This is a genomic window from Pseudocitrobacter sp. CD920760, assembly GCF_057782505.1.
Genome location: NZ_CM173490.1, coordinates 1,948,237 through 1,972,390, shown reverse-complemented (window position 1 = coordinate 1,972,390; position 24,154 = coordinate 1,948,237). Strand labels below are relative to the sequence as shown.

General features: G+C 53.4%; 19 protein-coding genes. 7 read left to right on the top strand and 12 right to left on the bottom strand.

The window, feature by feature from the left end; genetic code table 11:
- Positions 1-10: 10 nt before the first annotated feature.
- The 10 genes from AC1MKH_RS09035 to AC1MKH_RS08990 form a co-directional block, all read right to left on the bottom strand.
- On the bottom strand, positions 11-1,795 hold the full coding sequence (locus AC1MKH_RS09035) for a GMC family oxidoreductase (protein ID WP_276220330.1): 1,785 nt from the start codon (positions 1,793-1,795) through the stop codon (positions 11-13).
- A gap of 2 nt (positions 1,796-1,797) precedes the next feature.
- On the bottom strand, positions 1,798-2,535 hold the full coding sequence (locus AC1MKH_RS09030; protein ID WP_276220331.1) for a gluconate 2-dehydrogenase subunit 3 family protein: 738 nt from the start codon (positions 2,533-2,535) through the stop codon (positions 1,798-1,800).
- A 181-nt stretch (positions 2,536-2,716) separates the two neighbouring features.
- Positions 2,717-3,130: a DoxX family protein gene (locus AC1MKH_RS09025; protein ID WP_015965035.1), complete on the bottom strand. Its 414-nt coding sequence runs from the start codon at positions 3,128-3,130 to the stop codon at positions 2,717-2,719.
- Between the two features lie 558 nt (positions 3,131-3,688).
- Entirely contained in the window at positions 3,689-4,720 is a 1,032-nt protein-coding gene (locus tag AC1MKH_RS09020; RefSeq protein ID WP_327621848.1) for a methionine synthase, read from the bottom strand.
- 27 nt (positions 4,721-4,747) lie between these two features.
- A complete protein-coding gene (locus tag AC1MKH_RS09015; protein WP_276220333.1) occupies positions 4,748-5,725 on the bottom strand; it encodes a DUF1852 domain-containing protein in 978 nt (325 codons plus the stop codon).
- 289 nt (positions 5,726-6,014) lie between these two features.
- A complete protein-coding gene (locus AC1MKH_RS09010) occupies positions 6,015-9,251 on the bottom strand; it encodes a peroxidase family protein (protein ID WP_276220334.1) in 3,237 nt (1,078 codons plus the stop codon).
- Between the two features lie 426 nt (positions 9,252-9,677).
- The gene (locus AC1MKH_RS09005) at positions 9,678-11,525 is read right to left on the bottom strand and encodes a diol dehydratase reactivase subunit alpha (protein WP_276220335.1); all 1,848 of its coding nucleotides are present in this window, start codon (positions 11,523-11,525) and stop codon (positions 9,678-9,680) included.
- A 12-nt stretch (positions 11,526-11,537) separates the two neighbouring features.
- Entirely contained in the window at positions 11,538-11,969 is a 432-nt protein-coding gene (locus AC1MKH_RS09000) for a diol dehydratase small subunit (RefSeq protein WP_442961901.1), read from the bottom strand.
- Positions 11,966-12,556 (bottom strand): propanediol/glycerol family dehydratase medium subunit, encoded by a 591-nt coding sequence (locus AC1MKH_RS08995; protein WP_004098897.1) that lies wholly within the window; start codon positions 12,554-12,556, stop codon positions 11,966-11,968. Before AC1MKH_RS08995 ends, AC1MKH_RS09000 begins: the two co-directional genes overlap by 4 nt.
- A gap of 13 nt (positions 12,557-12,569) precedes the next feature.
- Entirely contained in the window at positions 12,570-14,237 is a 1,668-nt protein-coding gene (locus tag AC1MKH_RS08990; protein WP_276220336.1) for a propanediol/glycerol family dehydratase large subunit, read from the bottom strand.
- A 393-nt stretch (positions 14,238-14,630) separates the two neighbouring features.
- On the opposite strand from AC1MKH_RS08990, the gene AC1MKH_RS08985 reads away from it, so the two are divergent.
- The 4 genes from AC1MKH_RS08985 to AC1MKH_RS08970 all read left to right on the top strand — a co-directional run bounded on the left by AC1MKH_RS08985 (position 14,631) and on the right by AC1MKH_RS08970 (position 17,245).
- On the top strand, positions 14,631-15,059 hold the full coding sequence (locus AC1MKH_RS08985; protein WP_276220337.1) for a GlcG/HbpS family heme-binding protein: 429 nt from the start codon (positions 14,631-14,633) through the stop codon (positions 15,057-15,059).
- 37 nt (positions 15,060-15,096) lie between these two features.
- Positions 15,097-16,260, top strand: coding sequence for a 1,3-propanediol dehydrogenase (dhaT, locus tag AC1MKH_RS08980; RefSeq protein WP_004098891.1), 1,164 nt, complete (start codon positions 15,097-15,099; stop codon positions 16,258-16,260).
- A gap of 69 nt (positions 16,261-16,329) precedes the next feature.
- The gene (locus AC1MKH_RS08975) at positions 16,330-16,695 is read left to right on the top strand and encodes a glycerol dehydratase reactivase beta/small subunit family protein (RefSeq protein WP_276220338.1); all 366 of its coding nucleotides are present in this window, start codon (positions 16,330-16,332) and stop codon (positions 16,693-16,695) included.
- A 1-nt stretch (position 16,696) separates the two neighbouring features.
- A complete protein-coding gene (locus AC1MKH_RS08970; protein WP_276220339.1) occupies positions 16,697-17,245 on the top strand; it encodes a cob(I)yrinic acid a,c-diamide adenosyltransferase in 549 nt (182 codons plus the stop codon).
- On the opposite strand, the gene dhaR is transcribed toward AC1MKH_RS08970, so the two are convergent.
- Complete coding sequence (dhaR, locus tag AC1MKH_RS08965; protein WP_276220340.1) at positions 17,223-19,148, bottom strand: dihydroxyacetone kinase operon transcriptional regulator DhaR; 1,926 nt, start codon at positions 19,146-19,148, stop codon at positions 17,223-17,225. The two genes, AC1MKH_RS08970 and dhaR, sit on opposite strands and share 23 nt — an antisense overlap.
- 139 nt (positions 19,149-19,287) lie before the next feature.
- Positions 19,288-20,388: a glycerol dehydrogenase gene (locus AC1MKH_RS08960; protein WP_049273380.1), complete on the bottom strand. Its 1,101-nt coding sequence runs from the start codon at positions 20,386-20,388 to the stop codon at positions 19,288-19,290.
- Positions 20,389-20,984: 596 nt separating this feature from the next.
- Between AC1MKH_RS08960 and dhaK the strand changes: the two genes are divergently transcribed.
- Genes dhaK through dhaM form a run of 3 tightly spaced genes read left to right on the top strand, consistent with a single transcriptional unit; the run spans position 20,985 to position 24,143 of the window.
- Positions 20,985-22,055, top strand: coding sequence for a dihydroxyacetone kinase subunit DhaK (gene dhaK, locus AC1MKH_RS08955; RefSeq protein ID WP_276220341.1), 1,071 nt, complete (start codon positions 20,985-20,987; stop codon positions 22,053-22,055).
- 11 nt (positions 22,056-22,066) lie between these two features.
- On the top strand, positions 22,067-22,699 hold the full coding sequence (gene dhaL / locus AC1MKH_RS08950) for a dihydroxyacetone kinase subunit DhaL (protein WP_276220342.1): 633 nt from the start codon (positions 22,067-22,069) through the stop codon (positions 22,697-22,699).
- Positions 22,700-22,715: 16 nt separating this feature from the next.
- Positions 22,716-24,143, top strand: a complete 1,428-nt coding sequence (gene dhaM / locus AC1MKH_RS08945) for a dihydroxyacetone kinase phosphoryl donor subunit DhaM (RefSeq protein WP_276220343.1) — start codon at positions 22,716-22,718, stop codon at positions 24,141-24,143.
- Positions 24,144-24,154: the final 11 nt, after the last annotated feature.

Here is a 24,154-nt window from a genome sequence, read left to right as displayed (position 1 = left end):
GTTGCCTTCCTTATGCCTGTACCAGTGGGCCTGGATTTCTCAGATACTGTTCACGGATCGCTTTTGCTGACCAATACGCCAGCGCGGCAACCGTCCCTGTCGGGTTATAACCCAGCCCCTGCGGGAAGGCCGATGCGCCAATGACGAACACATTGTGCACATCCCAGCTTTGCAGATAGCGGTTCACCGCGCTGGTTTTCGGGTCTTCACCCATCACCGCCCCGCCGTTCATGTGGGTGGTCTGATAGCTGGTCGTATCGAAATGGCTGTTGGCATTTTTCGGGCTACCGAGCATGTATTTCGGGTTCATCGCTTTGGCGATAGGCGCCATCTTGTCGAACATGAACTGCGCCATCTTGATGTCGTTTTCCTGCCAGTCAAACGTCATACGCAGCAGCGGCTGGCCGTAGATGTTTTTGTAATTAGGATCGAGGTCAAGATAGTTCTGGCGATAGGACTGGTGCGCGCCGTGGGCATCCATCGACAGATGGTGCGTATAGGTATCAGCTACCGCCGCTTTCCATTTGCTTCCCCATGCCGGGGTTCCCGGAGGCACAGGCAGGCCGGAAATCGGTTTGGTACCGGCCTGGTTTACCCAGAACGGTGAGCCGCCAACAAACCCGACTTCACTGTGATCAAAGTTATCGGCGTTAAAGTCATCGATACCGACGCCGTTACCACCTGCCCCGATAAACGGGTTGGTGTAAGTGTCTTTATCAAAGATCGCTTTAATCGTCGTCATGTTCTGGTAAGCGAAGTTACGCCCTACCACGCCTTCCCCGGTTTCAGGGTTATAAGGCTTGCCGATACCCGACAGCAGCATCAGGTGGACGTTGTGGAACTGGAACGCACCCACGATCACCAGATCGGCAGGCTGCTCAACTTCACGCCCCTGCGCATCGACATAGGTCACGCCCGTCGCGCGGGTTTTATCATCGGTCAGATTAACTTTAAGTACGTTTGAGTTGGTCCGCAGTTCAAAGCGTTTTTCCATCCGCAGCGCAGGCAAAATGTTCACGTTTGGCGAGGCTTTGGAATACATGTAGCAAGCATAACCGCTACAGAATCCGCAGAAGTTGCACGGCCCCATCTGCGCGCCGTAGGGGTTAGTGTAAGAATCTGAAGTATTCGCCGACGGCAGGTTGTACGGGTGGTAGCCCACTTCACGCCCGGCTTTTTCGAACAACTGTGCAGACCAGGTATTTTTCTGGGCTGGCAGCGGGAAATCGTCTGAACGATCCGGCGCAAACGGGTTGCCGCCGCGATCTTTGCCAACCACTTTGCCTTTCACCGTCCACGCCGTTCCCGATGTCCCGAAGACTTTTTCGGCTTTGTCGAAGAAGGGTTCAAGCTCGTCGTAGGTGACGCCGAAATCCTGAATGATCATGTCCTGCGGAATGAAATTCTTACCGTAGCGCTCTTCATAGTGGCTGCGCATGCGTAATTCGATCGGGTCTGCACGGAAGTGAACACCTGACCAGTGTAGCCCTGCGCCACCCACGCCGGTGCCTGGCAGAAATGCGGCAAGCTGGCGATAAGGCACGGCGGTCTGGCTGGTGTTGTGACGAATCGTGACGGTGCTTTTTGAGAGATCCTGGAACAGCTTGCGGCGAATGTTGTAGGTCAGTTCATCAATAACCTGCGGATATGCGCCATCCGGCCACGTATCGCGCATCGGGCCGCGCTCCAGCGCCACCACATTCAGCCCGGCTTCGGTCAGTTCTTTGGCCATAATCGCGCCAACCCAACCGAATCCGACGATCACCGCGTCGGTTTTTTTCATTACTGTAGCCATCGTTATGCCCTCTCCCCATTAATTGATACCGGCGGGAAGGGGTAACGCTCGCCCCGTTCAACCCAGTCCATAAAGTCGGCGCGCGCGCCAGGAAAATTAATCAGCGTCCAGCCCACCATGCCTTTGTTACCGCCATGAATCGGGTCGCTGAAGAATCCTTCGCGGGTGTTCTGGAGTAAGTAGGAGAAGAACAGAGAGGCGGGAAGCTGTTTAAAGCTGGCAGCGCCCGATTCAAATTGGCTCAGGGCGGCATCCTGCTTTGCACTATCCAGTTCAGCAAACGGTTTGCCATACTGCTGGCGACACCAGTCATTCGCTTCGACAATGCCCAGGTTATAGATTTGCTTTGGTACCAGCGGAAGTTGATAACCCATCTCTTTCGGCACATCCGGGTTAAATGGTCCCTGCATGTACCAGATGGAACCGGTGGCATATGGCGTATTCATCTGACGATCGATGAACTCAGGTACGCCTGCTTCCAGCGCGCCAGGGCCCCGCTCATCCGCAGGAATAAGCCGCGCGACAGCGGCTTTTACAAACGCCCACTCATCACTGTTAAAAAACCGTGGTGTCCACTCACCCTGATCGGGCGCTGAGTGAGGCTTACTTTCTGCGGCGACGGCGTTTTCAACCATCCCCAGGGCACCAACACTGCTGCCGCCCACCACTACCGCAGGAATTAACGTCATCGACTTGACCAGAAAGTCACGTCTCGAACTGTTCGTTTTCTCGCTCGACATTGTCACACATCCCTTCAATTAATTTGCACACGCTACCGAATAAGAAAATACCTAGCCAATAAAAGAATATTACCATTCCAACAAAATCGTTCGAATGGCAATATGAGTCATTAACCTTTCAGCCTCTCATGGGCCTGTAGGTATTATTATTGCATCAATGATAGACCATTAATGCTAAGTGTTATTTACGATCGAGTGAATAGCTACCCGGGCCGGTGAAAGCCAGCAGCAAGAACCCACCGCAGATACTGACGTTTTTAAAGAAATTGGTCATTGCCATGTACTGGTCCATTCCGGTCATGCTCCAGTAAGGGTGGCCGATAATTGCCGTTGCCACGGTATAGACTGCCAGAAGCAACGCCAGCGGGCGGGTGAAATAACCGGCAACAATCAGTAAGCCGAACACCAGCTCAACAATAACAGCAATAATCGCGGAAAGCTGCGGCAGCGGTGCGCCAACTGACGCCATATAGCCCACAGTGCCTTCAAACCCCATCATTTTCTGCCAGCCAAATAACACAAACAGGATTGCCAGTAAAATACGGGCAACCAACAAGAAACCATTTTTATATTTGTCCAGCGATAAGTACTGCATGATATTTCCCTAGATGAAACAATAAATTACAAAACACTCTTTTACGACATTGAGTGATGGCGTTCCAGATGCGTCTGAAGGCCATTCCCTGTAAAAAGCGATATCGGCGATGAGATAACACTACTTTTTACATGCGCATTCTATTCCTTCAGAATAACCTTACAACATCAAATCAGGATACTCAGTGTCTCAGTTTAGTTGACGAACCCCGGATTGCCTTAACGTTTCAACATGCAAAAAGTGCTATTTAGAAATTTGCCTTTACGGAGGGCGTATTTTTTTCGCCATTGATAACATAGCTAAAAAGTTTCACCTATTTATCATTATCACGCTATACGGATAAAACGAAGTGGAACGGGGAAACGTTGAAGGGATAACAGCAAAGGTATTGGCTATTAATAACAATTAATTCATTACTATTTGTAAATTGCAGGTAATTGCGTTGAGTGCTAAGCCTGTCATCTTAGCACTCATCTTGATTAAGTCGCGAGGCCAAAATACCGCATTCGGTTATTTCAGCATGACCGCATTACATCTTTAGCATCGAAAGCGATAACACTATTTCGCCAGCAACTCTCGTCGAATAATTTCCGCACCTGCGCTCAACGCATTGAGTTTACCTGCCGCCACCTGACGGGCCAAAGGCGCCATTCCACAATTAGTCGAAGGATACAGCTTATCAGCATCAACAAACTGAAGCGCTTTGCGTAGGGTACTGGCTACCTCTTCCGCCGTCTCAATGGCAGAGGTCGCCACATCGATAGCGCCGACCATCACTTTTTTACCGCGAATCAGCTCCAGCAAATCCATCGGTACGCGCGAGTTGTGGCATTCCAGCGAGATGATATCGATAGTCGATTGTTGCAGTTTCGGGAACGCTTCTTCATATTGCCGCCACTCAGATCCCAGCGTCTTTTTCCAGTCGGTGTTGGCTTTGATGCCGTATCCGTAGCAGATGTGCACCGCCGTTTCGCATTTCAGCCCTTCAACGGCCCTTTCCAGTGCGGCGATGCCCCAGTCATTCACTTCATCAAAAAACACGTTAAAGGCTGGTTCATCAAACTGGATAATATCGACGCCCGCCGCTTCTAACTCTTTGGCTTCCTGATTGAGGATTTTGGCAAATTCCCAGGCCAGCTTCTCACGGCTTTTATAATGCGCGTCATACAGCGTATCGATCATAGTCATCGGCCCAGGCAGCGCCCATTTAATGGGTTGTTTCGTAAGCTGGCGCAGATAGCGGGCATCATCGACAAACACCGGTTTTTGACGTTCAACGGCACCGACAACAGTGGGAACACTGGCGTCATAGCGATTGCGGATTTTAACCACCTCGCGTTTTTCAAAATCCACGCCGTTGAGGTGTTCAATAAACGTGGTCACAAAATGCTGACGCGTTTGCTCGCCATCACTGACAATATCAATACCCGCACGTAATTGATCGTCCAGTGATAAACGTAAAGCATCTTGCTTGCCTGCAACTAATTCCTCATTTTGCAATTTCCACGGCGACCAGAGCGTCTCAGGTTGAGCAAGCCATAACGGTTTCGGTAAACTGCCAGCAGTCGAGGTTGGGAGCAATGTTTTCATAACAGGTGACCTTATCTTTTCAATTAATCAAAGCGCGTAGTGAGCGGACCATTGCTCAAGAATATGCTGGTAGGGTTTAATAAAGTGTTGCTCAGTGAACTTCCCTTGTTCAATCGCCAGCTGGCTGCGTTCTTCGCGGTCATAGACAATTTTCGTTAACGAGTGATCGTCATGATTGAGATCCGGTTGATAGTGCAACCCGGCAGGTGAATTCGCGTTATAAATTTCCGGACGATAGATCTTCTGGAATGTCTCCATCGTGCTAATCGTGCCGATCAATTCAAGATCGGTATAATCGCTCAGTAAATCGCCGGTGAAATAAAAGGCGAGCGGTGCCACGCTGCCTTTCGGCATAAAATAGCGTACCTGTAACCCCATCTTATTGAAGTATTTCTCCGTTAACGAGGTGCCTTCCTGCTGGTATTCATAGCCGAGCACTGGATGTTGATTCCCGGTTTGTTGATAGGTGTCTTTGCTCGACACGCTAAGACAGATAACCGGCGATTTTTTGAAGTTATCGCTGTAAACATGGGAGTGGATAAAATGCCTGAAGATATTCCCGTGCAGCTCACCGAAATTCCCCGGAATACTGAATTGGGTGGTGTTTTTATTATGCTCTAACAGCAATACGCTGAAGTCATAATCACGCACGTAGGATGAGAAATTATTCCCCACAATACCGTTGATACGTTCACCCACCTTCTTGTCGAGAATCGCGGTTTGTAATATTTCGATCACCGGGAAGACGCCGCTCTGGCCTTTGATGCTCATGTCTACGGAGATAATTTCCAGCTCGACCGAATAACGATTGCCCTTCGGGTTATCCCAATAGGCCAGCGAGTTAAATCGGTTATCGATCATCTTTAAGGTGTTGCGTAAGTTCTGCTGACGATTTTCCCCACGCGCCAGATTCGCAAAGTTAGTGGTAATACGCGTGTTTTCTGAAGGGTTATAATTCTCATCAAAACGACTGCGCTTGATGGTAAAAGTAAATTCGTTATTCATCGTCTTCTGGCACCCTGGGTTCAGACATGAAACCGCGCATCAGCTTCGCCAGCCAGATGTAACCGGCTTGTTGGCGCTGCGGCACTCATGTTGTCAGTAAGTTATGGTGATATTAATGACAGAGCCGCCGGGGGAGAGAAAGCGAGTTAATTTCAATGCAACATGAGCGATGTTCATGTTGGCGTTTGGGTCAATGCAGGGCGTAAGCATTGAAGAGTGTCGAGAAGCACAACCCCGGACAATTTATTGTCCGGGGTTGTGTATTTGGCCAGGCCCAGGAGACCTTCCTTTATCCGATCAAAATAAAATCATTAACATCAACGCTTTTCACGTTTACGTTTTCTAAAGTAATAACATTGCCATCAATCGGATAGCCGAGGGTAATAACGGTGCTGTTACCCGCTCCCCCGGCAATAGTGACGCTGCTGGCAAAATTCACCACTCCAATGCCTAATAAGCTCAGATCGAGGTGGTCCTGTCCACCGCTGGGATTACTATCGAAACCGCTGGTAATACGGTCTCGGCCAAAGCCTTTGCTAAAGACAAAGGTGTCATCTCCGGCACCACCGGTCATGATATCAGCGCCCTGGCCACCCTCGAGTCTATCGTTACCCGCACCGCCTGTTAGGTTGTCGTTACCAGCCCCGCCCTTGAGAATATCGGCACCGTCTCCTCCCTCCAGGGTGTCATTTCCTGCCCCACCATTGAGGGTGTCGTTGCCATCCATTCCATATAAAACATCATTACCGCTGCCACCGGTGAGGGTATTGGCAAGGGCATTCCCTCTGCCGGTGAAAGCGCCAGTCCCACTGAATACCAGAGTCTCAACGTTATTGGTTAAGGTGTAATTTTGGAGGGTAGTCTGAACAACATCCGTCCCGCTATTACGATCCTCCGTGACAATATCACCATTTTTATCAACGATATAAGTGTCATTTCCGAGACCACCCTTCATCACATCAGCGCCAGTGCCGCCGTTGAGTGTGTCGTTACCAGCCCCACCGTTGAGCGTGTCGTTGCCGCCACCGCCATTGAGGACATCATCGCCGAGCCCACCATTGAGAACATCAATGCCATTTCCACCGTTGAGGACGAGGTTGTGACCGACAACAACCGGCGGATTATCGAGCTGACTGGTCCCGAAGATATTCTCAGGAAGATTAGTCAGGCCCGTATTGCGTGCCACAATCCCGGCAAAGCCTTGCTCCTCGATGGCCTCGTAGAGATCCAGATGCTCCACGCGGTCGAGATAATACAGTCGATCACCTTCCTGAATTCGGTCAAGTTGCTCGTGGATGATGGCCCAGAAAGTCTGGCCAACCACGCCGCCATTGATGTGCTTCTCGGCGAGCCCGCCAACGAACAGATCAACTCTGTCGATGCCTTTGACCGTGTTTCCGTTAACAAATTTATAGCCAGGGTTCGCCGCCAGGAAGCCTGCAATCTGAGACTCCTCCAGCACGAGGTCGGGGTAGGCCTGCCGGAATTGCCCAATGATGGTGTCGCTGAGATTGTTCCGCGCCTGGAAATCCTCCCACGAACTGTAAGGTGTGAGGGAGCCGGCAAAGCTGACCGCCTCCTTCACATACGGATCCTGAGAGGCCATCAGATCGGCCCGGCTCTGGTTCATCGACCCCAGACCGACGTCCCACTCGCGGGCGACGTCGAAGGCAAACACGTCAGCACTCATACGAACGAGGTCGTTTCGCACAGCATCGACGATATTGACGTCAACTTCTTCCGCCTGCTGGACAACCCCACCGGCAATGATCCCGGCAGCGCCCAGTTGCTCATAGCCCGGCTGTGGAGAGTAGGGTAATTGCGCTTTAGGGAAGGTGAACGCACTCGTATCGTTGGTCGGGTTGAGGAATGCGTCGAACAGCGGGACCTGCGTTGCATTGCCCTGAGCGTCAAGCACCGTTAGCGTCTGCCCTATCAGCGAATGACCAAACCGGTAAGCGGCCGTCGCGAACTCGTGCGAGACGCGTGCATCAACCTCCGGATTGTACCCGGCGAAGCCGTGATCGCCCGTACCTCTCATCCCACCCAGCAACTTGTCGGCAAAGTCGGTGTAAATCACGCGCTGATATTCAGCCTCGTTGATTATCTTGGCTGCCTGGAAAAGCTCTTCAGCGGTTCCTTCAAATCCGGCGTCGAGCAACCCGTTGACATGGAAGTTGTGATTCCGCTCCCAGATGTTATGAATAGCGGTGAGTGCAATATTCTCGTTCGCTCGTCCATCACCCGCCACGTAGTGGTCGAGCAGGTTAATAAAGGGGTTGGTGTCGAGCAGCAGCGCAAAGCCACTTCCCATGAAATTAGAGGTCATGGCAGGGAGCATCGCTTGGTTGATGACGCCATTGCTGTCAACAAGCCCAGCGAAATACTCCTGGAAGGACACGCTGTGGTCGCCCGGCAGTGAGTGGTCGGTGAACTGCGTGTTGTTGTTCCAGTGATGCAGGATCAGTTCCCTGAGCGTAGGCAGCAGCGTGAAATCCGGATTGGAGGGATCCACTCCGCCCTCCAGCAGCTTGCCCGAAAACCCGCCCAGTCCGTCGCCTTCACGCAGGAACTGGCCGACAAGTTCGTTCGAGCCATACGTTTGGTTCTGGTCAGCGAATGGCGATGTTTTATTGAGATGCTGCGGAATACCATTGGCATCAATACTGTCAACGGTGCCGCGAGTCAGGTCTGCGGGGTTTGGAAACGAGCCCGGAGCGCCAATCTGGATTGTTCCATTACCTCCCTTACCGAGAAAATCGAGACCGTGATCGAAGTACTGACCGAAGGCCGTGAACAAGCTGTTCACCCCGGCGGCGTTGCCGGAAAGGTTGGCTTCCTGTGCGCCAAGGATATTACTGATGGCACGCGGATCCAGCCCGGAGAACAGAGGGTTGATGTCGCGGTTGTGCGTCATCTCATTGTAAGCACCGTAGTGCGCCTCGGTGAGCCGTATGAACGGTTGATCGGCGGAACCATAGTCAAGATGAGCACGGTTATTGCCGGTGCCTTCGAGGTCGCGGATCCCGAGCGCATCGTTGTCTTCACCGCCTTCAAGCCCGTTGACAAGATTCTTCAGGTTGGCGATGTCACTGGCGTTGAGCGGGAAAGCGCCGTCGCCGCCGACATCATCATCATCATCATCATCATTGTCTTTATCATCGTCATCCGACGACGCTTTCTTGCTGGCTAAGAGAATGGGATCGGTAACGTTGTTCACATCAGCTGCGGGTAAGATACTGGCGGTCTTGTTATTGCTCGTTCCTGACGGCGGATCGATAACCGACTTACTCCCTGCGAATCCCCCCTGAAACGAGGAATCAAAAACGCGCAGGAAGGAGAGATCGACGGTAGCAAACTTGACTTGCCCTGTGACCAGGTAGCTAAAGCTGACATCGAACGCAGGTATACCGAACGGCATCAGACGGTTGGATAACATATTCAGGTTGCCACCGTCGTCATCCGTTTGTGTTGCAGGGATTTGCTTGAGTATATATTTCAGGTCAGGCTTTTTTACATCGTTCATTTTCATTTCTCTCAATAATGACTATGAACAGGCACGAAAAGGCGAAGCCGGTACGAGGCACTCGAATTACGCGCCTGGAATAGCTAACTGAACGAGTAGACAGAGCAGCTCCGTACCCCGGGGGCAAACGTTCTCGATTCCCCCTTCACTTCAAAAAGCGACCATAAGATGGATATATGCTCAGCCCCCACCGGAAAATCGCGATGACTTAGTCTGCTAACATAATAGCAGGCTTCAGACGCGCGCTTCCCTCACATTGAATAAAGCCAAAAAGATAATAACCGTCAATTATTAAACTCAGCATAAAGAGAAAATTAATTATTAATAGCATCACGATAAAATCAATAATATAAAAGTTTATAAGTAAACCCTGAAAATAATACGTTATTAGTACCGTTTCATTAACATACCGCGACTAACTTATATTTATCTGTCATCGCAAACCCGGTCATTATCTGTATCGCAGCGATACACGAGTCCGGTTGCCACCGCATTACGCGGGCCTTCCGTTCCGCGAATGTTGCCCTGCCCGGCGACCACACCATAATGGGATAACGCATCGGTGATCATTTGCGGGATTTCGAAGTCCATCGATGATCCGCCTACCAGCACCACAAAAGCCATGTCACGGATTTCGCCCCCCGGCGAGACCTGCCGCAGAGCCCGCAAGCAGTTGGTCACAAAAACTTTTTCTTTTGCCTGTCGGCGCACCAGACGGATTTTTTCCAGCGAAGTGTGATTATCAATCGGGATCAGGGTGCCGTTTTTGATATACACCACTTTAGCGAACACGGCCGGGCTGAGCGGTTCGCGGAAAAACTCCACCGCCCCATTTTCATGGCGAATACTGAACAGGCTTTCAACTTTGGCGAGCGGGTATTTCTTAATCTCCTCCGCCAGCGTCAAATCGCTTAATCCAAGCTCGGTTTTGATAAGCAGGCTGACCATATTGCCCGCCCCCGCCAGATGCACCGATTTTATCTGCCCTGCTCCATTGATGGTGGCGGCATCCGTGGAACCCGCGCCTAAATCCAGGATAGCCAGCGGTGTGTCGCTCCCCGGTGTGGTGAGCGCCCCGGCAATCGCCATATTGGCCTCCACGCCGCCCACTTCCACACGGGTGTTTAAACGTTGGCTGAGTTCGCGCGCAATGACCTCCATTTGCAGTCGGTCAGATTTCACCATAGCCGCAATGCCCACGGCATTTTCCATCGAGAACTCATCCGCCAGCCCGCCCTGAACCTTGCAGGGAATGAATGTGTCCACGGCAAGTAAATCCTGAATAAAGACCTCATGAGCACCGTGACCGCTCAGGGAAGCCATCACCTGGCGCACCCGTTCCAGCATCCCGCCAGCGTGGGTGCCGGGTTCACCGCGAATATCGCAAATTGGGGCACACCCGGCGACCGCGCGCATAATCGACTCGGCTCCACGTGCCACATCCGCCTGGACGGTACGTTTTTCCCCACGCACGGTGATATGCCCCGCCGGGATCACCCGCGATTTCACATCGCCTTTCGGCGTTTTCAGCACCACCGCCGAACGGTTGCCGATAAGCGCTCTCGCCACGGGCACAATCATCCGTGTCTCTTCCGGGGTGAGCGCAAACCAGGTGGCGATGCCATAGGGATTAGACAACAGCGAAATCACCTGACCGGTCGCCGCCACTTCTACCGCCGCCAGCACGCCTTCGGGTACCTGGTCGATAAGCGTCACTTCGTCAACAATCGGCAAGGTACGCTGCAGGCGATTATTGATCAGCACGCCGTCATCCTGCTGGAGGATAACCGCCACCACGTTGATGCCCCGCGTGAGCGCCTCATTCAGTTGCCAGGCGGCATCCATAAAATCGACCTGATGGTCCACCAGCGGTATCCATCCGCTGCTGTATTCTTCGGGCGTCAGCGCGTCCAGATTTTCCAGACGGATCGTGGTCCCAACGCCCAGTCCCTCACCGCCCGGCGTCTGGGGGTTATGACCAATCATCGTCGATTCGGTGATAATGGTTTCAGTAATGGTCTCCATCGCCACATCGCCAATGACCGGCGCGGCCTCATTCAGGCAAATGAGCGCCACATCCTGCTGACTGCGCCCGGCTTTATCCAGCGCCTGCATGAGTGAGCCAATCACCCCGCTGATGTTGTCCCGCGTCCCTTTCGTTCCGGTCGTCGGCACAATTCCGCTGGTAAGAAACCGCAGCCCCTGGCTGGTGGACTCGGCCAGGGCGACCTCTGTCGTGGCGTTGCCAATATCAATCCCCGCAATCAATGCCATATCAGCTCGCCCTTATGCTTCTTTTTTACGCAGCTTATCGCGCTGGCGATAGACTTCTGCCGATTCGCGAATAAACGCGGCGTTAATCGTCGCCTGATACTGGTTTTCCAGTTCATCGGCAATCGCCAGCAGCTCCTCGGTGGAAGAACGATAGGGGCGCAGCGCATTATAGATTTCGAGGATCCGGCTATCAGGAATGGCAATTAACTCCCCGGCGCGACGCAGGTTGCGGGCGATAGCATGGCGCTGCATCTGTTCTGCGATTTGCGCCTGATACTCCAGAGTTTCTCGTGAGATACGCACATCCTGTGGGCCTATCTTTCCGGCGAGAACATTTTCAAGCGTGATATCGGTAAGCGGTTTTCCGGTCGGCGTCTGGATACGCTCCGGGCAGCGGGTTGCCAGCGGGTAATCTGCGGCCGTCATTGTGGTTTTGGTGGTCATTTTTCCTCCCGGATAATTTCAATATTCAGCGCAACGGGTTTGGCATCCGGTACCACATGTTTTGTCTCTTTGATGTGGAACAACGCCGCCTTCGCCATAAATTTCGGACGCACCATCTGGTCATTCACCACCGGCACCGGCGAGGGCGATTCTTTACGGGCATAGCGCGCGGCGTTTTTGCCAATCTGACGATAGGTTTCGAGCGTTAACAGCGGAGCCTGAGAGAACAGCTCCAGGTTACTGAGCGGCAACAGATCGCGTTGGTGGATAACCGTTGTCCCTTTAGACTGGATACCGATGCCAATCCCCGAGCCGCTGAGATTTGCCGCATCCCAGGACATAAAAGAGACATCCGAGGTGCGCAGGATCCTGACCACTCTGGCATGCAGCCCCTCTTCCTCAACGCCCGCCACCAGCTCTTTGATAATTGCTTTATGCGGCATATCAATGAGGGTTTGATGCTGAAATTTATCAAATGCCGGGCCAACGCCAATGACGACTTCATCGGCACGTTCACCCGCACCGGCAACGCCGTTTTCAACCAGCGTCAGGGTAAAAACCGGGCTCTTTTTCTGTTTCGTTTCCATGATGCAGTTCCCCTTACTCGATGCTGTCAGGCTGGATAACCGTGGCAATGTTTTTGATCTCTTCCCAGCGTTCCGGGGAAATTCGATAGCCCGTACCCGGCCCCTGGTAATCGTTGACATCGTTTACGGCGCTGACCACGTCAAAATCACGGTCGAGGATCGCGGAGGTTTGCAGATAATCCCCGGTCACACGCTGGCGCAGCATATTGAGAATATTGTCGGCCACATCATCAAATCCGTTAACGCTCAGGGCCTTAACAATATCCAGCCCGGTGATATTGCGCTTCATCATCTCTTCCACCGCACTCAGATCGTCCACCACATTACGCGGCGGCATGTCTTTACTGCCGTGCGCATAGGTCGCCGCCGTCACTTCTTCATCGGTCACCGCAGGCAGCCCCAGTTCACGGAATACGGCCTGTACCGCGCGGGCCGCTTTATTGCGGATGGCGATAGTCTCTTCTTCCGATACCGGACGCAGACCGCCATCGACCATCAGGTCACGTTGCAGAATGTTGTAATCATCAAAGTCTTCCGCGTCGAAATTCGACCCGGCAAACATGTTGTCGTAGTTCGGTACGGCGCTATAGCCTGAGAAGATAAAGTCCGTCCCCGGCAGCATCTGCATCAGCGTGCGTGCCGTGCGGCGAATATCAGAGTGGGAGAACGTCTGGTCATTGGCGGAGGCCACTTCCAGGTCGAGCATGGAGGCAATCAGGTTTTCCGCCAGCACCGCACGAATACCAGAAGGCACCGCCCCGGTCATGCCAATGCAGCTTACCGCGCCATTTTGCAGCCCCTGCACCCCGGCACCTTTGGTGATAAAGATGCAGCGCGACTCCAGGTAAAGCATCGATTTGCTTTCGGAATATCCCATCAACGCTTCCGATCCTGTGCCAGACGTATAGCGCATTTTCAGCCCGCGAGACGCGTAGGCAGACGCCAGAAAGGCTTTCGACCACGGTGTATCATCGCCATCGGTGAACACCGCTTCAGTACCGTACACGGAGACCGTCTCCGCATAGCTGGTAAACCCGCGCATCCCTAACTCCAGTTCGGTGGCTTCTTCCACTGAGCACTGGGTTAATACGCCAGGGCGGCCAGATTGCGAGCCCACCAGCAACGCCAGGGCATTAAACGGCGCATAGCGGGCAATGCCGACGGTGGTTTCCTGTTCGGAGAATCCGCGGATCCCCGCTTCGGCGGCATCCGCCGCAATTTGCACCGGGTTGTCTTTAAGATTGGTCACATGGCACTGATTGGAAGGCGTACGCCGCGCGCGCATTTTCTGCAACGCCATCATCATTTCCACCACGTTCATGTGGGCCATCACTTCCACCGCTTTCGCCGGGGTAATGGCGGTGGTGATGTTAATGATTTCTGCCCGCCCGACGTTGATATCCACCAGCATGCGTGAAATCGTCAACGCATCCAGGGCCATTGCGCGTTCTGTCTGTTCAATGTTGATGGCGTAATCGGCAATAAACCGATCAATCATGTCGAAATCGGCCCGGGCTTTGCCGTCCAGTTCAACAATGCGCCCGTTTTCGACTTTCACGGAAGATGGCGGGTCCCAGGGGCTACCCATTGCAATCAGCCCTTCTTCAGGCCATTCACCAATCAGGCCATCCTGGTTAACTGGCCGCTTTTCGAGGACTTCGAATCGTTTTGATCGTCTCATTTTGCTCTGGCTCATAAGATTAAAAAATTGTGCCCGGTAGTGCTCTCCGGGTGAGAATTACCGGCAACTTAAAGGGCGCAGCGCAATAAAAAAATTAAATAAATTTGGTTTCATTTTGGGACATCTTTTCGTTAATCCGTTTCACAGTGGAACGCATTAAAACAGCCTCACAAATAAATGTGATACACGACCGACGTCAAATCAAAATAGCGCTAAAAAAGCCTTACCTATAAAACAACCTGCTCATTTCGCCCTGTTGACTTACGTTCATTAAAAGCAAAAATAACACCAAAGGATTAATGTAGTTTTCGTCCATTAATTATCCAGCATTTAAATATTTATTAAATTAACACCACTCCCATTAACACTCTGCGGATGATTTCAGGAGTACGTATGAATAAAAGCCTTCCCCGTGCCACCGTCAGCCTTGCCATGGCAAAAGCAATGACGGCAGCCGCTGAGAGTAAAGCCAGTGAAATCAATGTTCCGGTGGTCATCTCCATCGTCGACAGCGGCGCAAACCCGCTGTTAATGCAGCGAATGGATGCGGCCTTTGTCACCAGTTGCGATATTTCGCTGAACAAGGCGTGGTCAGCCTGCTGTCTGCAACAACCGACGCATGAAATCACCGCAGGCGTTCAACCGGGCCAGTCACTCTATGGTTTGCAGCTTACCAATCAGCAGCGAATTGTTATTTTTGGCGGTGGTTTCCCCATTATTGAAAACAATCAGGTTATTGGCGCAATCGGCGTCAGTGGTGGCACGGTTGAACAGGATATGGAAATAGCCAGGTCAGCGCTCGACTATTTCGACAAGCATTAATCAACTTTATTTCTAACTCAATTTTCTGAGGCTTATTATGAGCGATCGTATGTATGATTTTCTTGTTCCAAATGTGAACTTCTTCGGCCCGGGCGCGGTGTCTGTTGTGGGCGAACGCTGCAAACTGTTGGGCGGGAAAAAAGCCCTGCTGGTGACCGATAAAGGCCTGCGCGCCATTAAAGACGGCGCAGTCGATCAGACCGTAAAACATCTGCGCGAAGCCGGTATTGACGTGGTAATTTTTGATGGTGTCGAACCGAACCCGAAAGACACCAACGTGCGCGATGGTCTGGCGGTCTTCCAGAAAGAGCATTGCGACATGATAATCACCGTGGGCGGCGGCAGTCCTCATGACTGCGGGAAAGGTATCGGTATCGCCGCGACCCACCCAGGCGACCTTTATAGCTATGCGGGTATCGAAACCCTGACCCATGCGCTGCCACCGATTATTGCCGTCAACACCACCGCCGGCACCGCCAGCGAGGTCACCCGTCACTGCGTACTGACGAATACCAAAACCAAAGTGAAATTCGTTATTGTGAGCTGGCGTAACCTGCCTTCTGTTTCCATCAATGACCCGCTGTTGATGGTTGGCAAACCTGCCGGTTTGACCGCCGCAACCGGGATGGATGCGCTGACTCATGCCGTGGAAGCCTATATCTCCAAAGATGCCAACCCGGTGACGGATGCGTCTGCTATCCAGGCTATTAAACTGATTGCGACTAACCTTCGTCAGGCCGTGGCGCTGGGCACCAACATCAAAGCGCGTGAAAATATGGCCTGCGCGTCACTGCTTGCCGGGATGGCGTTTAACAATGCTAACCTCGGTTATGTCCATGCGATGGCTCACCAACTTGGCGGCCTGTACGACATGGCTCACGGTGTGGCAAACGCCGTGCTGTTACCGCACGTCTGCCGCTACAACCTGATTGCCAACCCGGAAAAATTTGCCGATATCGCCACCTTTATGGGCGAAAATACCACCGGGCTCTCCACGATGGATGCCGCTGAGTGCGCGATTAACGCCATTGCCCGTTTGTCCAAAGACGTGGGCATCCCTCAGCACCTGAATGAACTTGGCGTAAAAGAGGCTGACTTCCCGTATATGGCGGAAATGGCGCTTAAAGACGGCAACGCGTTCTCTAACCCGCGTAAAGGGAATGAGAAAGAGATTGTTGAGATTTTCCGTCAGGCGTTCTGAAACACGTCACCAAACCATTCGCGGGCCTCTGTGCCCGCTTTTGTGATTTAACTGACGTGGAGAACGCGTATGCAAAACCCTGGTATTCCCGGCTCACCCGCAGTGCATCTGTTTTACCATCCAGGCCTGCACGACAGCGAAAGGCTGCGTCAGATAAGCCTCGGTCTTGAGGAACAGGGTGTACCTTGCCGAACCATCCCCTGTGCTGACATCGATAACGCACTGGCGCTTGCCCATCAGGCCGCGCAGCACTCCGCGCTCCGCACCGGGATCGGCGTTTCCGCCAGCGGCGATACCGTACTGACACATGCCCAGTACCCTGCCGATCGCCCCCTGCGTCACTGCCCTCCTGACAGTGGCTACGCCCGTTTACGTAATCTCGGCGCGAATGCGGGCCAGTTGGTGAAAGTCATCCCCTTTAGCGAGGCGCTATAACATGTATCGCATCTATACCCGAACCGGTGATAAAGGCACGACGGCGCTGTTTGGCGGTAGCCGAATCAATAAAGACGATATCAGAGTGGAAGCCTACGGCAGTGTGGATACGCTAATTTCTCTGCTGGGCGTCTGTCATGCTGCCAGCGACGATCCTGACCTGCGTGCCGGGCTGCACCGCATTCAGGAGGAGTTGTTTGTGGTGGGCGCTGAACTGGCCTGCGATGAACGGGGGATTACTCGTCTCAGCCGCGTTATCGATCAGGCGGATATTAACCGACTGGAACAAGAGATCGACCGAAATATGACCGCAACGGGCCCACTAAAAGCGTTCGTCATCCCCGGCAAGAACCTGGCTTCGGCTTACCTGCATGTGGCGCGCACGCAGGCCCGACAGCTTGAAAGGATTCTGGTGGCAATGGACAGAACTGTGCCCCTGCGCGAATCGTTAAAAAGTTACATCAACCGTCTGTCTGATGCGTTGTTTGCGATGGCGCGCGTGGCGGAGTGCCAGCCAGAGGAGAACCTTAATCCTGATGTCGATGCTTGAACTGAGTGACATCAATATCAAACTGCTTCATTTTACGCCACAGGGTGGTGCGGCCAATATTCAGCAACCGTGACATCTCCTGTACGCGCCCACTGGTCACTCTGGCGGCGTGAATAATCGCTTCTTTCTCTATTGCCGAAATGCTCATACTGGCGGGCATTAATGTACTGTTTCCCGCCACACCGGGGTGTTCGCTGAATAGCCACCCTGGCAGATTGCTTAACCGGATGTGCCCGTGCTCGCTGCTGATAGCAATATTCTCCACGATGCTGTTCAGCTCAAAATCATTTCCCGGCCACGAATAGGCCACCAGATGCGCCAGCGCATCGTCGTCAACTTTCAGTCGGGATGAGAAACGCCGCTCCAGCGTGCGCAAGCGGCTATGCACCAGCGACGGGATACTGTTCCGCCGTTCACGCAGCGGTGGAATGCTGATTTCAAACGAGTGTAAAGCGTAATAAAGCTGACGGCTAAAGCGGTTTTGTTCCACCAGATTGCCGAGATCCATCGTCGTGGTGGCAATCACTTTAACGTCCACCGGAATCAACCGGCGCGCATCCAGACGCGTCACCACACCCTGCTTGATCACCTGAAGTAAAATGGACTGTAGCTCCGGGGCCAGATATTCGATCTTCTCCAGAAAAAGTGTGCCACCGGACGCCAGCTCAAGGCGACTCAGACGCCCATTCTCTTCTTCCGTTGCCGAACTGCCCATGAAATCCACGCCAAGGGCATTATCGGCATACAACTGGCAGTTAACGGCAATAAACGGGCCCGCCGCCCGTTCGCTTTCGTTATGAATTGCCTGCGCGATTAACTCTTTACCAACTCCCTCTTCCCCGCACATGAGTACCGGGAAATTGCCCCGCGCGGCCTGACGACCAAAATGAATCAACCGCCGGGTTTCCGGATCGTCCGCCGACATCTGCGAAAACGTATGGCTCACCTTACCCAGTTGGCTGGTCATTAACTGGCGCATTTGTTCAACCGGATGGAGCAGCAGAATGAAACTGGTTCCCTGCGCTTCGACAATCGGTTTTAGCGTGATGACCGCATCGACAAACTGGTGCTGACTTTCGAACGTGACTTCGGCGTGGCTGAGGGATCGCGCCTGTTTGGTGGCCCGCCGAAGCAAGGCGGGCAGCGTGACCAGATCGTTAATATTTTTCCCCTGACACGCCTGCGCATCGAGGTGTAATAACCGCGCCGCCTGGGGATTAAGAAACTGTAATATGCCCTGCTCATTCCAGGCCATCACACCGTCATCCATGCTCTCGAGCAGGCCGTACATCTGATTGAGATGGCGGTTAGACTCCGCCAGTAAGCTATCCGTCAGCAACGAATTCCCCACTTCTCTGGCCATCGCCAGGGTCAAAGAGAGATCTGCCACGCCCGAGTCCTCAGCCAGACAACACAGGGCAATCGAGCCAAATAAACGCCCATTGTTATCAAAAATGGGCGTAGAGCAGAATGCCCAGGGGAATAAGGCCTGTTTAAAATGTTGATCGCCAAGGGTTTTTACCGGCTGCCCGATCATTGACGCCAGAGAGAGAGAACAGGTACCAATAATACTTTCCGCGCAGTAACTACCGGCCATGAACCCCAGAGAATCCAGCGCCTCCAGGGTATCCGGGTGGCCGCAGCGGTTCAAAACACAGGCAGACTCATCCAGAATAAACAGGGCGCACGGGCGACCGTCCATATACTCCCAGGCATCCTCCAGCGCCGCCTGGCCGATGGTCAACAGCGCAGTCTTACGACGGCAGATAGACTGGAACGTCAGCCCCTGAGCCTGATGCGGCGTACTCCAGAATTCGCGCTTCATCATCTTGCCGCAGCGGTGCCAGGACTGGTCAATAAATGACGTCAGGGCCTGTTCGACGTGCTCATTCTGCGTGGTCATAGCCTTATTACTCTCTTCTCTGCCTGCCTGAAAAGGCCGGTCCATAAAAACAACAACCCCCGGCACCGGTAACGGCAACGCCAGGGGAGATCCACAACGCAGGTGGAACGCTGGCCGGATTAGCGACCAGCGGTAATCATTACTCAGTAGCCAACCATTGTGCGCCCAGACGATCGGCCGTCAGGATCGCGCCGTAAACGCTTTCCGGGCTCACCGGGAACGGCATATTGTGGATGGTTTCCCCTTCCGCGCAGGTCGCTTTAGCCACGGCAAGGATTTTCTCCTCAATGCCTTCTTTCACGCCCATCTGCGCCAGCGTCATCGGTAAGCCCACTTTCTGGCAGAAACGCAGTACCGTCTCGATTTCTTCCATTGGGCTGTTTTGCAGCACCAGTTGGGCCAGAGTACCGAAAGCCACTTTCTCACCGTGATACAGATGGTGACACTCTTCCAGAATGGTGAAGCCATTGTGAATGGCGTGAGCCGCTGCCAGGCCACTGCTTTCGAAACCAATGCCGCTCAGATAGGTGTTGGCTTCAACGATGCGTTCCAGCGCAACGGTAACAACACCCGCTTCGGCCGCCAGGCGTGCTTTTTCACCTTCCGCCAGCAAGGTGTCGTAACACAAGCGTGCAAGACTCAATGCGGCAGCCGTTGACTGCCCCCCCGCCATACTGACCGCACGTGCGTCGTAGCAGGCTTTCGCTTCAAACCAGGTTGAGAGTGCATCACCCATACCCGAAACCAGTAACCGTACGGGGGCTTTGGCAATAATCGCCGTGTCCATCACCACCATATCGGGGTTTTTCGGGTAGATCAGATACTCTTCAAATTCCCCGGCTTCGGTATAAATAACCGACAGCGCGCTGGTCGGCGCATCCGTAGAGGCGATGGTCGGGATAACCACAACCGGCAGTTTATGGTAATAGCCAATGGCTTTTGCTGTATCGAGCGTTTTCCCGCCGCCAATACCCACCACGCCTTTGCACCCTTTCTGCTGCAAAATCGCGCCAAGGCGATTGATTTCCGCATGGCTGCATTCGCCGTTAAAGCGTTCTGCATGGCAGCTTATGCCGTTTTCATGCAGACCATTCAGTACCTTGTCACCCGCCAGTTTCATGACGAAATCATCGGCAATCACAAAAAAACTGTCCGCCAGGTTTTTGGCATACTCACCGAACAACGCTGCAGCATCTGGACCCTGAAGATATTTTGCCGGAGACTGAATAACTTGTAGCATTCTCTACACCCTCACATTGAACTCGTTTCCATGATGACGCCGGGTGACGCTCGCTCCTGTTTATCGCGTTTCCAACGGGAGATTGAGCACGACCGACGCGGTAGCACTCACTGTAGAGCGGGCGCAGAACAAAAAAATGCTTCACTGTTTGGTTCCACATCGGAACGCTATTCAGAAAATAACGTTTCAGAATGGAACATTAACCACGACAAAACATCAGGATTGAGATCAAGGTCTGGATCGCTATCACACAATTCAACGACAAAAAATTCTGTATCACCGCCATTTTGACCCTAATGGGCAAAAAAAAATAGTCTCTGCGGCGCTCATCGTCTCCGACGAATACCGAAACACGCCTTGAAATATTGTCCGGCTTCTCACTTTTAGCGACAACCCATTAATACCGTTCCAATATGGAACGTTTTCACCTATTTCCGTTCCGACTTGAAACCAAAATCAACAGGGATTTTCTTTTTTACCCGCCAGGGGAGAATCAATTCATCGGCCAGGATACTGGAAACGCCAATACCGCAGCCGAAACCCTACAACGGGCTCACTGACCAGGTGGCCCAATAACCTCCAGCGGAGTATGCATAATGAAAAAACTGATTAACCGTGTGGAAGATGTACTGACTGAACAACTTGCCGGGATGGCGAAAGCGCACCCTGAACTGAAACTACACCAGGACCCGGTCTATGTTACCCGGGCAGATGCGCCCGTCGCGGGTAAAGTGGCCCTGCTTTCCGGCGGCGGAAGCGGCCATGAGCCAATGCACTGCGGGTTTATTGGTATGGGGATGCTGAGTGGTGCCTGCCCGGGAGAAATTTTCACCTCTCCGACCCCGGATAAAATGTTTGAATGCGCGATGCATATCGACGGTGGCGAAGGCGTGCTGCTGATCATCAAAAACTACACCGGCGATGTGCTGAACTTTGAAACCGCCACCGAGCTACTCCACGAGAGCGGCGTAAAAGTCACCACGGTGGTGGTCGATGATGATGTCGCCGTCAAAGACAGCCTCTATACTGCCGGCCGGCGCGGCGTGGCGAACACGGTGCTTATCGAAAAACTGGTGGGCGCAGCCGCAGAACGTGGTGACAGCCTTGAAGCCTGTGCCAGCCTGGGCCGCAGGCTGAACAATCAGGGTCACTCTATCGGCATTGCACTTGGCGCATGTACCGTCCCCGCCGCCGGAAAACCATCGTTTGAACTCAATGATAACGAAATGGAGTTTGGCGTGGGCATACACGGCGAACCAGGCATCGACCGCCGCCCCTTCACCTCGCTGAACGACACCGTTGACGCCATGTTTACCACCCTGCTGGAGAACGGCAATTACAGCCGTACGTTACGCCAGTGGGACCCGGTAAAAGGCAGCTGGCAGGAAGTTACCCATACCAAACAGGCGCTGCAACAGGGAGATCAGGTGATTGCGCTGGTCAACAACCTTGGTGCAACCCCGCTTTCCGAACTCTACGGCGTCTATAACCGCCTGGAAACACTGTGCGATGACGCCGGAATCACTCTTGCCCGCAGTCTGGTCGGTTCCTGGTGTACCTCGCTGGATATGTCCGGTTTTTCTATTACGTTGCTGAAAGCCGATGCCGAAACGCTCGCTCTTTGGGATGCCCCCGTTCACACCCCTGCCTTCAACTGGGGTCATTAAGGAGATCTGCGATGTCACTGAACAGAAATAACATTGTAGACTGGCTGTATCGCTGTGGCGAAATTTTCACCACCCAGAGCGATTTTCTTACCGGCCTCGACCGCGAAATCGGCGACGCCGATCACGGCCTGAATATGCACCGCGGGTTCAGCAAGGTGGTAGAAAAATTACCGTCCATTGCCGACAAAGACATTGGCTTTATTCTGAAGAATACAGGCATGGTGCTGCTTTCCAACGTGGGGGGAGCCAGTGGCCCGCTGTTCGGAACCTTTTTTATCCGCGCAGCCCAGGTCACCCAGGCTCGTCAGAACCTCAGCGTTGAGGAGCTCTATTTGATGATCCGCGAAGGTACTGACGGTGTGGTGAGCCGGGGGAAAGCCGAACGAGGTGATAAAACCATGTGTGACGTCTGGCTCCCGGTGGCGGATTCACTGCGTCACGCCAGCGAAAACCATCTATCAATGACCGCCGCGCTGGAAGCGGCCTGCGAGGTGGCAGAACAGGCCGCGCAATCCACCATTACCATGCAGGCGCGTAAAGGACGTGCCAGCTACCTGGGGGAACGCAGTATTGGTCATCAGGATCCGGGCGCCACATCAGCGCTGTTTATGGTGCAAATGCTGGCTGCTGCGGCTAACGCGTAATACAGAGGATAAGGCGATGGTAAACCTGGTAATTGTCTCGCACAGTGCCCAACTGGGCCAGGGCGTCGGGGAACTGGCTCGCCAGATGTTAAGGGGTGATAGCTGTAAGCTGGCTATCGCCGCAGGCATTGACGACCCAACCAATCCTATCGGCACCGATCCGATTAAGGTGATGGACGCAATCCTCTCCGTGGCGGATACGGACGCGATTCTGGTGTTAATGGATATGGGTAGCGCACTGTTGAGTGCCGAAACCGCGCTCGACCTGCTGGAACCGGAGGTGGCCGCACGCGTGCATTTATGCCCGGCCCCGCTGGTCGAGGGCGCGCTGGCCGCCACGGTCAGCGCCGCCAGCGGTGCGAGCATCAACAAGGTTATCGAAGACGCGCAAAGTGCGTTGCAGGCAAAGCGTGTTCAGCTCGGTTTCCCCGCGCTGGAAGAGTCCCGTAATAGCCTTTCGTCCGCAGAAATCGATGCTTGCGATGCGCAGGCCGAGTCCGTTACGGTGGAGATTAACAACCCTAACGGCCTGCACGTTCGCCCTGCCGCCCGGCTGGTTGAGGGGCTTTCCGGGTTTGATGCGGTGCTACTGCTGGAAAAAGAGGGCAAATGCGTCAAACCTGACAGCATCAATCAAATTGCACTGTTAAAAGTTCGCTGCCACGATCGGGTTCGGCTGGTAGCCAAAGGGCCGCAGGCCGCAGACGCCTTGATCGCATTTCAGGCGCTGGCCGCCGACAATTTTGGCGAACATTGCCAGGCAGACGCTGAGGTTGATAACGCACAACCCGCGCTGACAACGGTGAGTGGACAGGTGCTGCATTACCACCCCATTAATCATCACTTCGATGATCTTGCAGGCGGTACGCAGGAAGAGGAGTTTCGTCGTCTGAAAATAGCGGTAAGTCATACCCTGGACGATCTCACCGACTTAACCCGCCTGGCAGCTGAAAAATATTCGGACGACATTGCCGCCATCTTCTCGGGCCAGCATACCCTGCTTGACGATCCCGACCTGCTGAACAGCGCCAGCGAGACGCTGCGTCAGCGGAAATGCAGCGCCGAGCGTGCCTGGCAAGAGACCATGATGGCCCTCAGCCAGCAGTATCGTGAGCTTGATGATGCCTATCTTCAGGCGCGCTATATCGACGTCGAAGACATTATGCATCGCACGCTGGGGCATCTGACGGATGTGACCGACAACGCCCCTGTTCTGCTGCATCGCACCATTCTGATTGCCGATGACATCTACCCGTCCGTTGTGTTGCAACTCGACGCCAGCCACACCGCCGCTATCTGCCTGCGGCACGGCAGCCCATTAGCCCACGGCGCGATTATTGCCCGTCAGGGCGGTATTCCCTGGCTGTGCCAGCAGGGTACCGCCTTTGATAGCCTGCACAACGGCGACCCACTCACGTTAAACCGTCTGAATACCAGACAGTAACGACCCGTTCA

What these genes read in the sequence shown, in the direction of transcription:
- dhaL (WP_276220342.1), top strand. Translation starts at nt 22,067, where the DNA reads ATGTCACTGAACAGAAATAACATTGTAGACTGGCTGTATCGCTGTGGC.
- AC1MKH_RS09010 (WP_276220334.1), bottom strand. Translation starts at nt 9,251, where the DNA reads ATGAACGATGTAAAAAAGCCTGACCTGAAATATATACTCAAGCAAATC.
- AC1MKH_RS09035 (WP_276220330.1), bottom strand. Translation starts at nt 1,795, where the DNA reads ATGGCTACAGTAATGAAAAAAACCGACGCGGTGATCGTCGGATTCGGT.
- AC1MKH_RS08990 (WP_276220336.1), bottom strand. Translation starts at nt 14,237, where the DNA reads ATGAGACGATCAAAACGATTCGAAGTCCTCGAAAAGCGGCCAGTTAAC.
- AC1MKH_RS09030 (WP_276220331.1), bottom strand. Translation starts at nt 2,535, where the DNA reads ATGTCGAGCGAGAAAACGAACAGTTCGAGACGTGACTTTCTGGTCAAG.
- AC1MKH_RS09005 (WP_276220335.1), bottom strand. Translation starts at nt 11,525, where the DNA reads ATGGCATTGATTGCGGGGATTGATATTGGCAACGCCACGACAGAGGTC.
- AC1MKH_RS08960 (WP_049273380.1), bottom strand. Translation starts at nt 20,388, where the DNA reads ATGCTACAAGTTATTCAGTCTCCGGCAAAATATCTTCAGGGTCCAGAT.
- AC1MKH_RS08995 (WP_004098897.1), bottom strand. Translation starts at nt 12,556, where the DNA reads ATGGAAACGAAACAGAAAAAGAGCCCGGTTTTTACCCTGACGCTGGTT.
- dhaK (WP_276220341.1), top strand. Translation starts at nt 20,985, where the DNA reads ATGAAAAAACTGATTAACCGTGTGGAAGATGTACTGACTGAACAACTT.
- AC1MKH_RS09015 (WP_276220333.1), bottom strand. Translation starts at nt 5,725, where the DNA reads ATGAATAACGAATTTACTTTTACCATCAAGCGCAGTCGTTTTGATGAG.
- dhaT (WP_004098891.1), top strand. Translation starts at nt 15,097, where the DNA reads ATGAGCGATCGTATGTATGATTTTCTTGTTCCAAATGTGAACTTCTTC.
- AC1MKH_RS09000 (WP_442961901.1), bottom strand. Translation starts at nt 11,969, where the DNA reads ATGACCACCAAAACCACAATGACGGCCGCAGATTACCCGCTGGCAACC.
- AC1MKH_RS08970 (WP_276220339.1), top strand. Translation starts at nt 16,697, where the DNA reads ATGTATCGCATCTATACCCGAACCGGTGATAAAGGCACGACGGCGCTG.
- AC1MKH_RS09025 (WP_015965035.1), bottom strand. Translation starts at nt 3,130, where the DNA reads ATGCAGTACTTATCGCTGGACAAATATAAAAATGGTTTCTTGTTGGTT.
- dhaM (WP_276220343.1), top strand. Translation starts at nt 22,716, where the DNA reads ATGGTAAACCTGGTAATTGTCTCGCACAGTGCCCAACTGGGCCAGGGC.
- AC1MKH_RS09020 (WP_327621848.1), bottom strand. Translation starts at nt 4,720, where the DNA reads ATGAAAACATTGCTCCCAACCTCGACTGCTGGCAGTTTACCGAAACCG.
- dhaR (WP_276220340.1), bottom strand. Translation starts at nt 19,148, where the DNA reads ATGACCACGCAGAATGAGCACGTCGAACAGGCCCTGACGTCATTTATT.
- AC1MKH_RS08975 (WP_276220338.1), top strand. Translation starts at nt 16,330, where the DNA reads ATGCAAAACCCTGGTATTCCCGGCTCACCCGCAGTGCATCTGTTTTAC.
- AC1MKH_RS08985 (WP_276220337.1), top strand. Translation starts at nt 14,631, where the DNA reads ATGAATAAAAGCCTTCCCCGTGCCACCGTCAGCCTTGCCATGGCAAAA.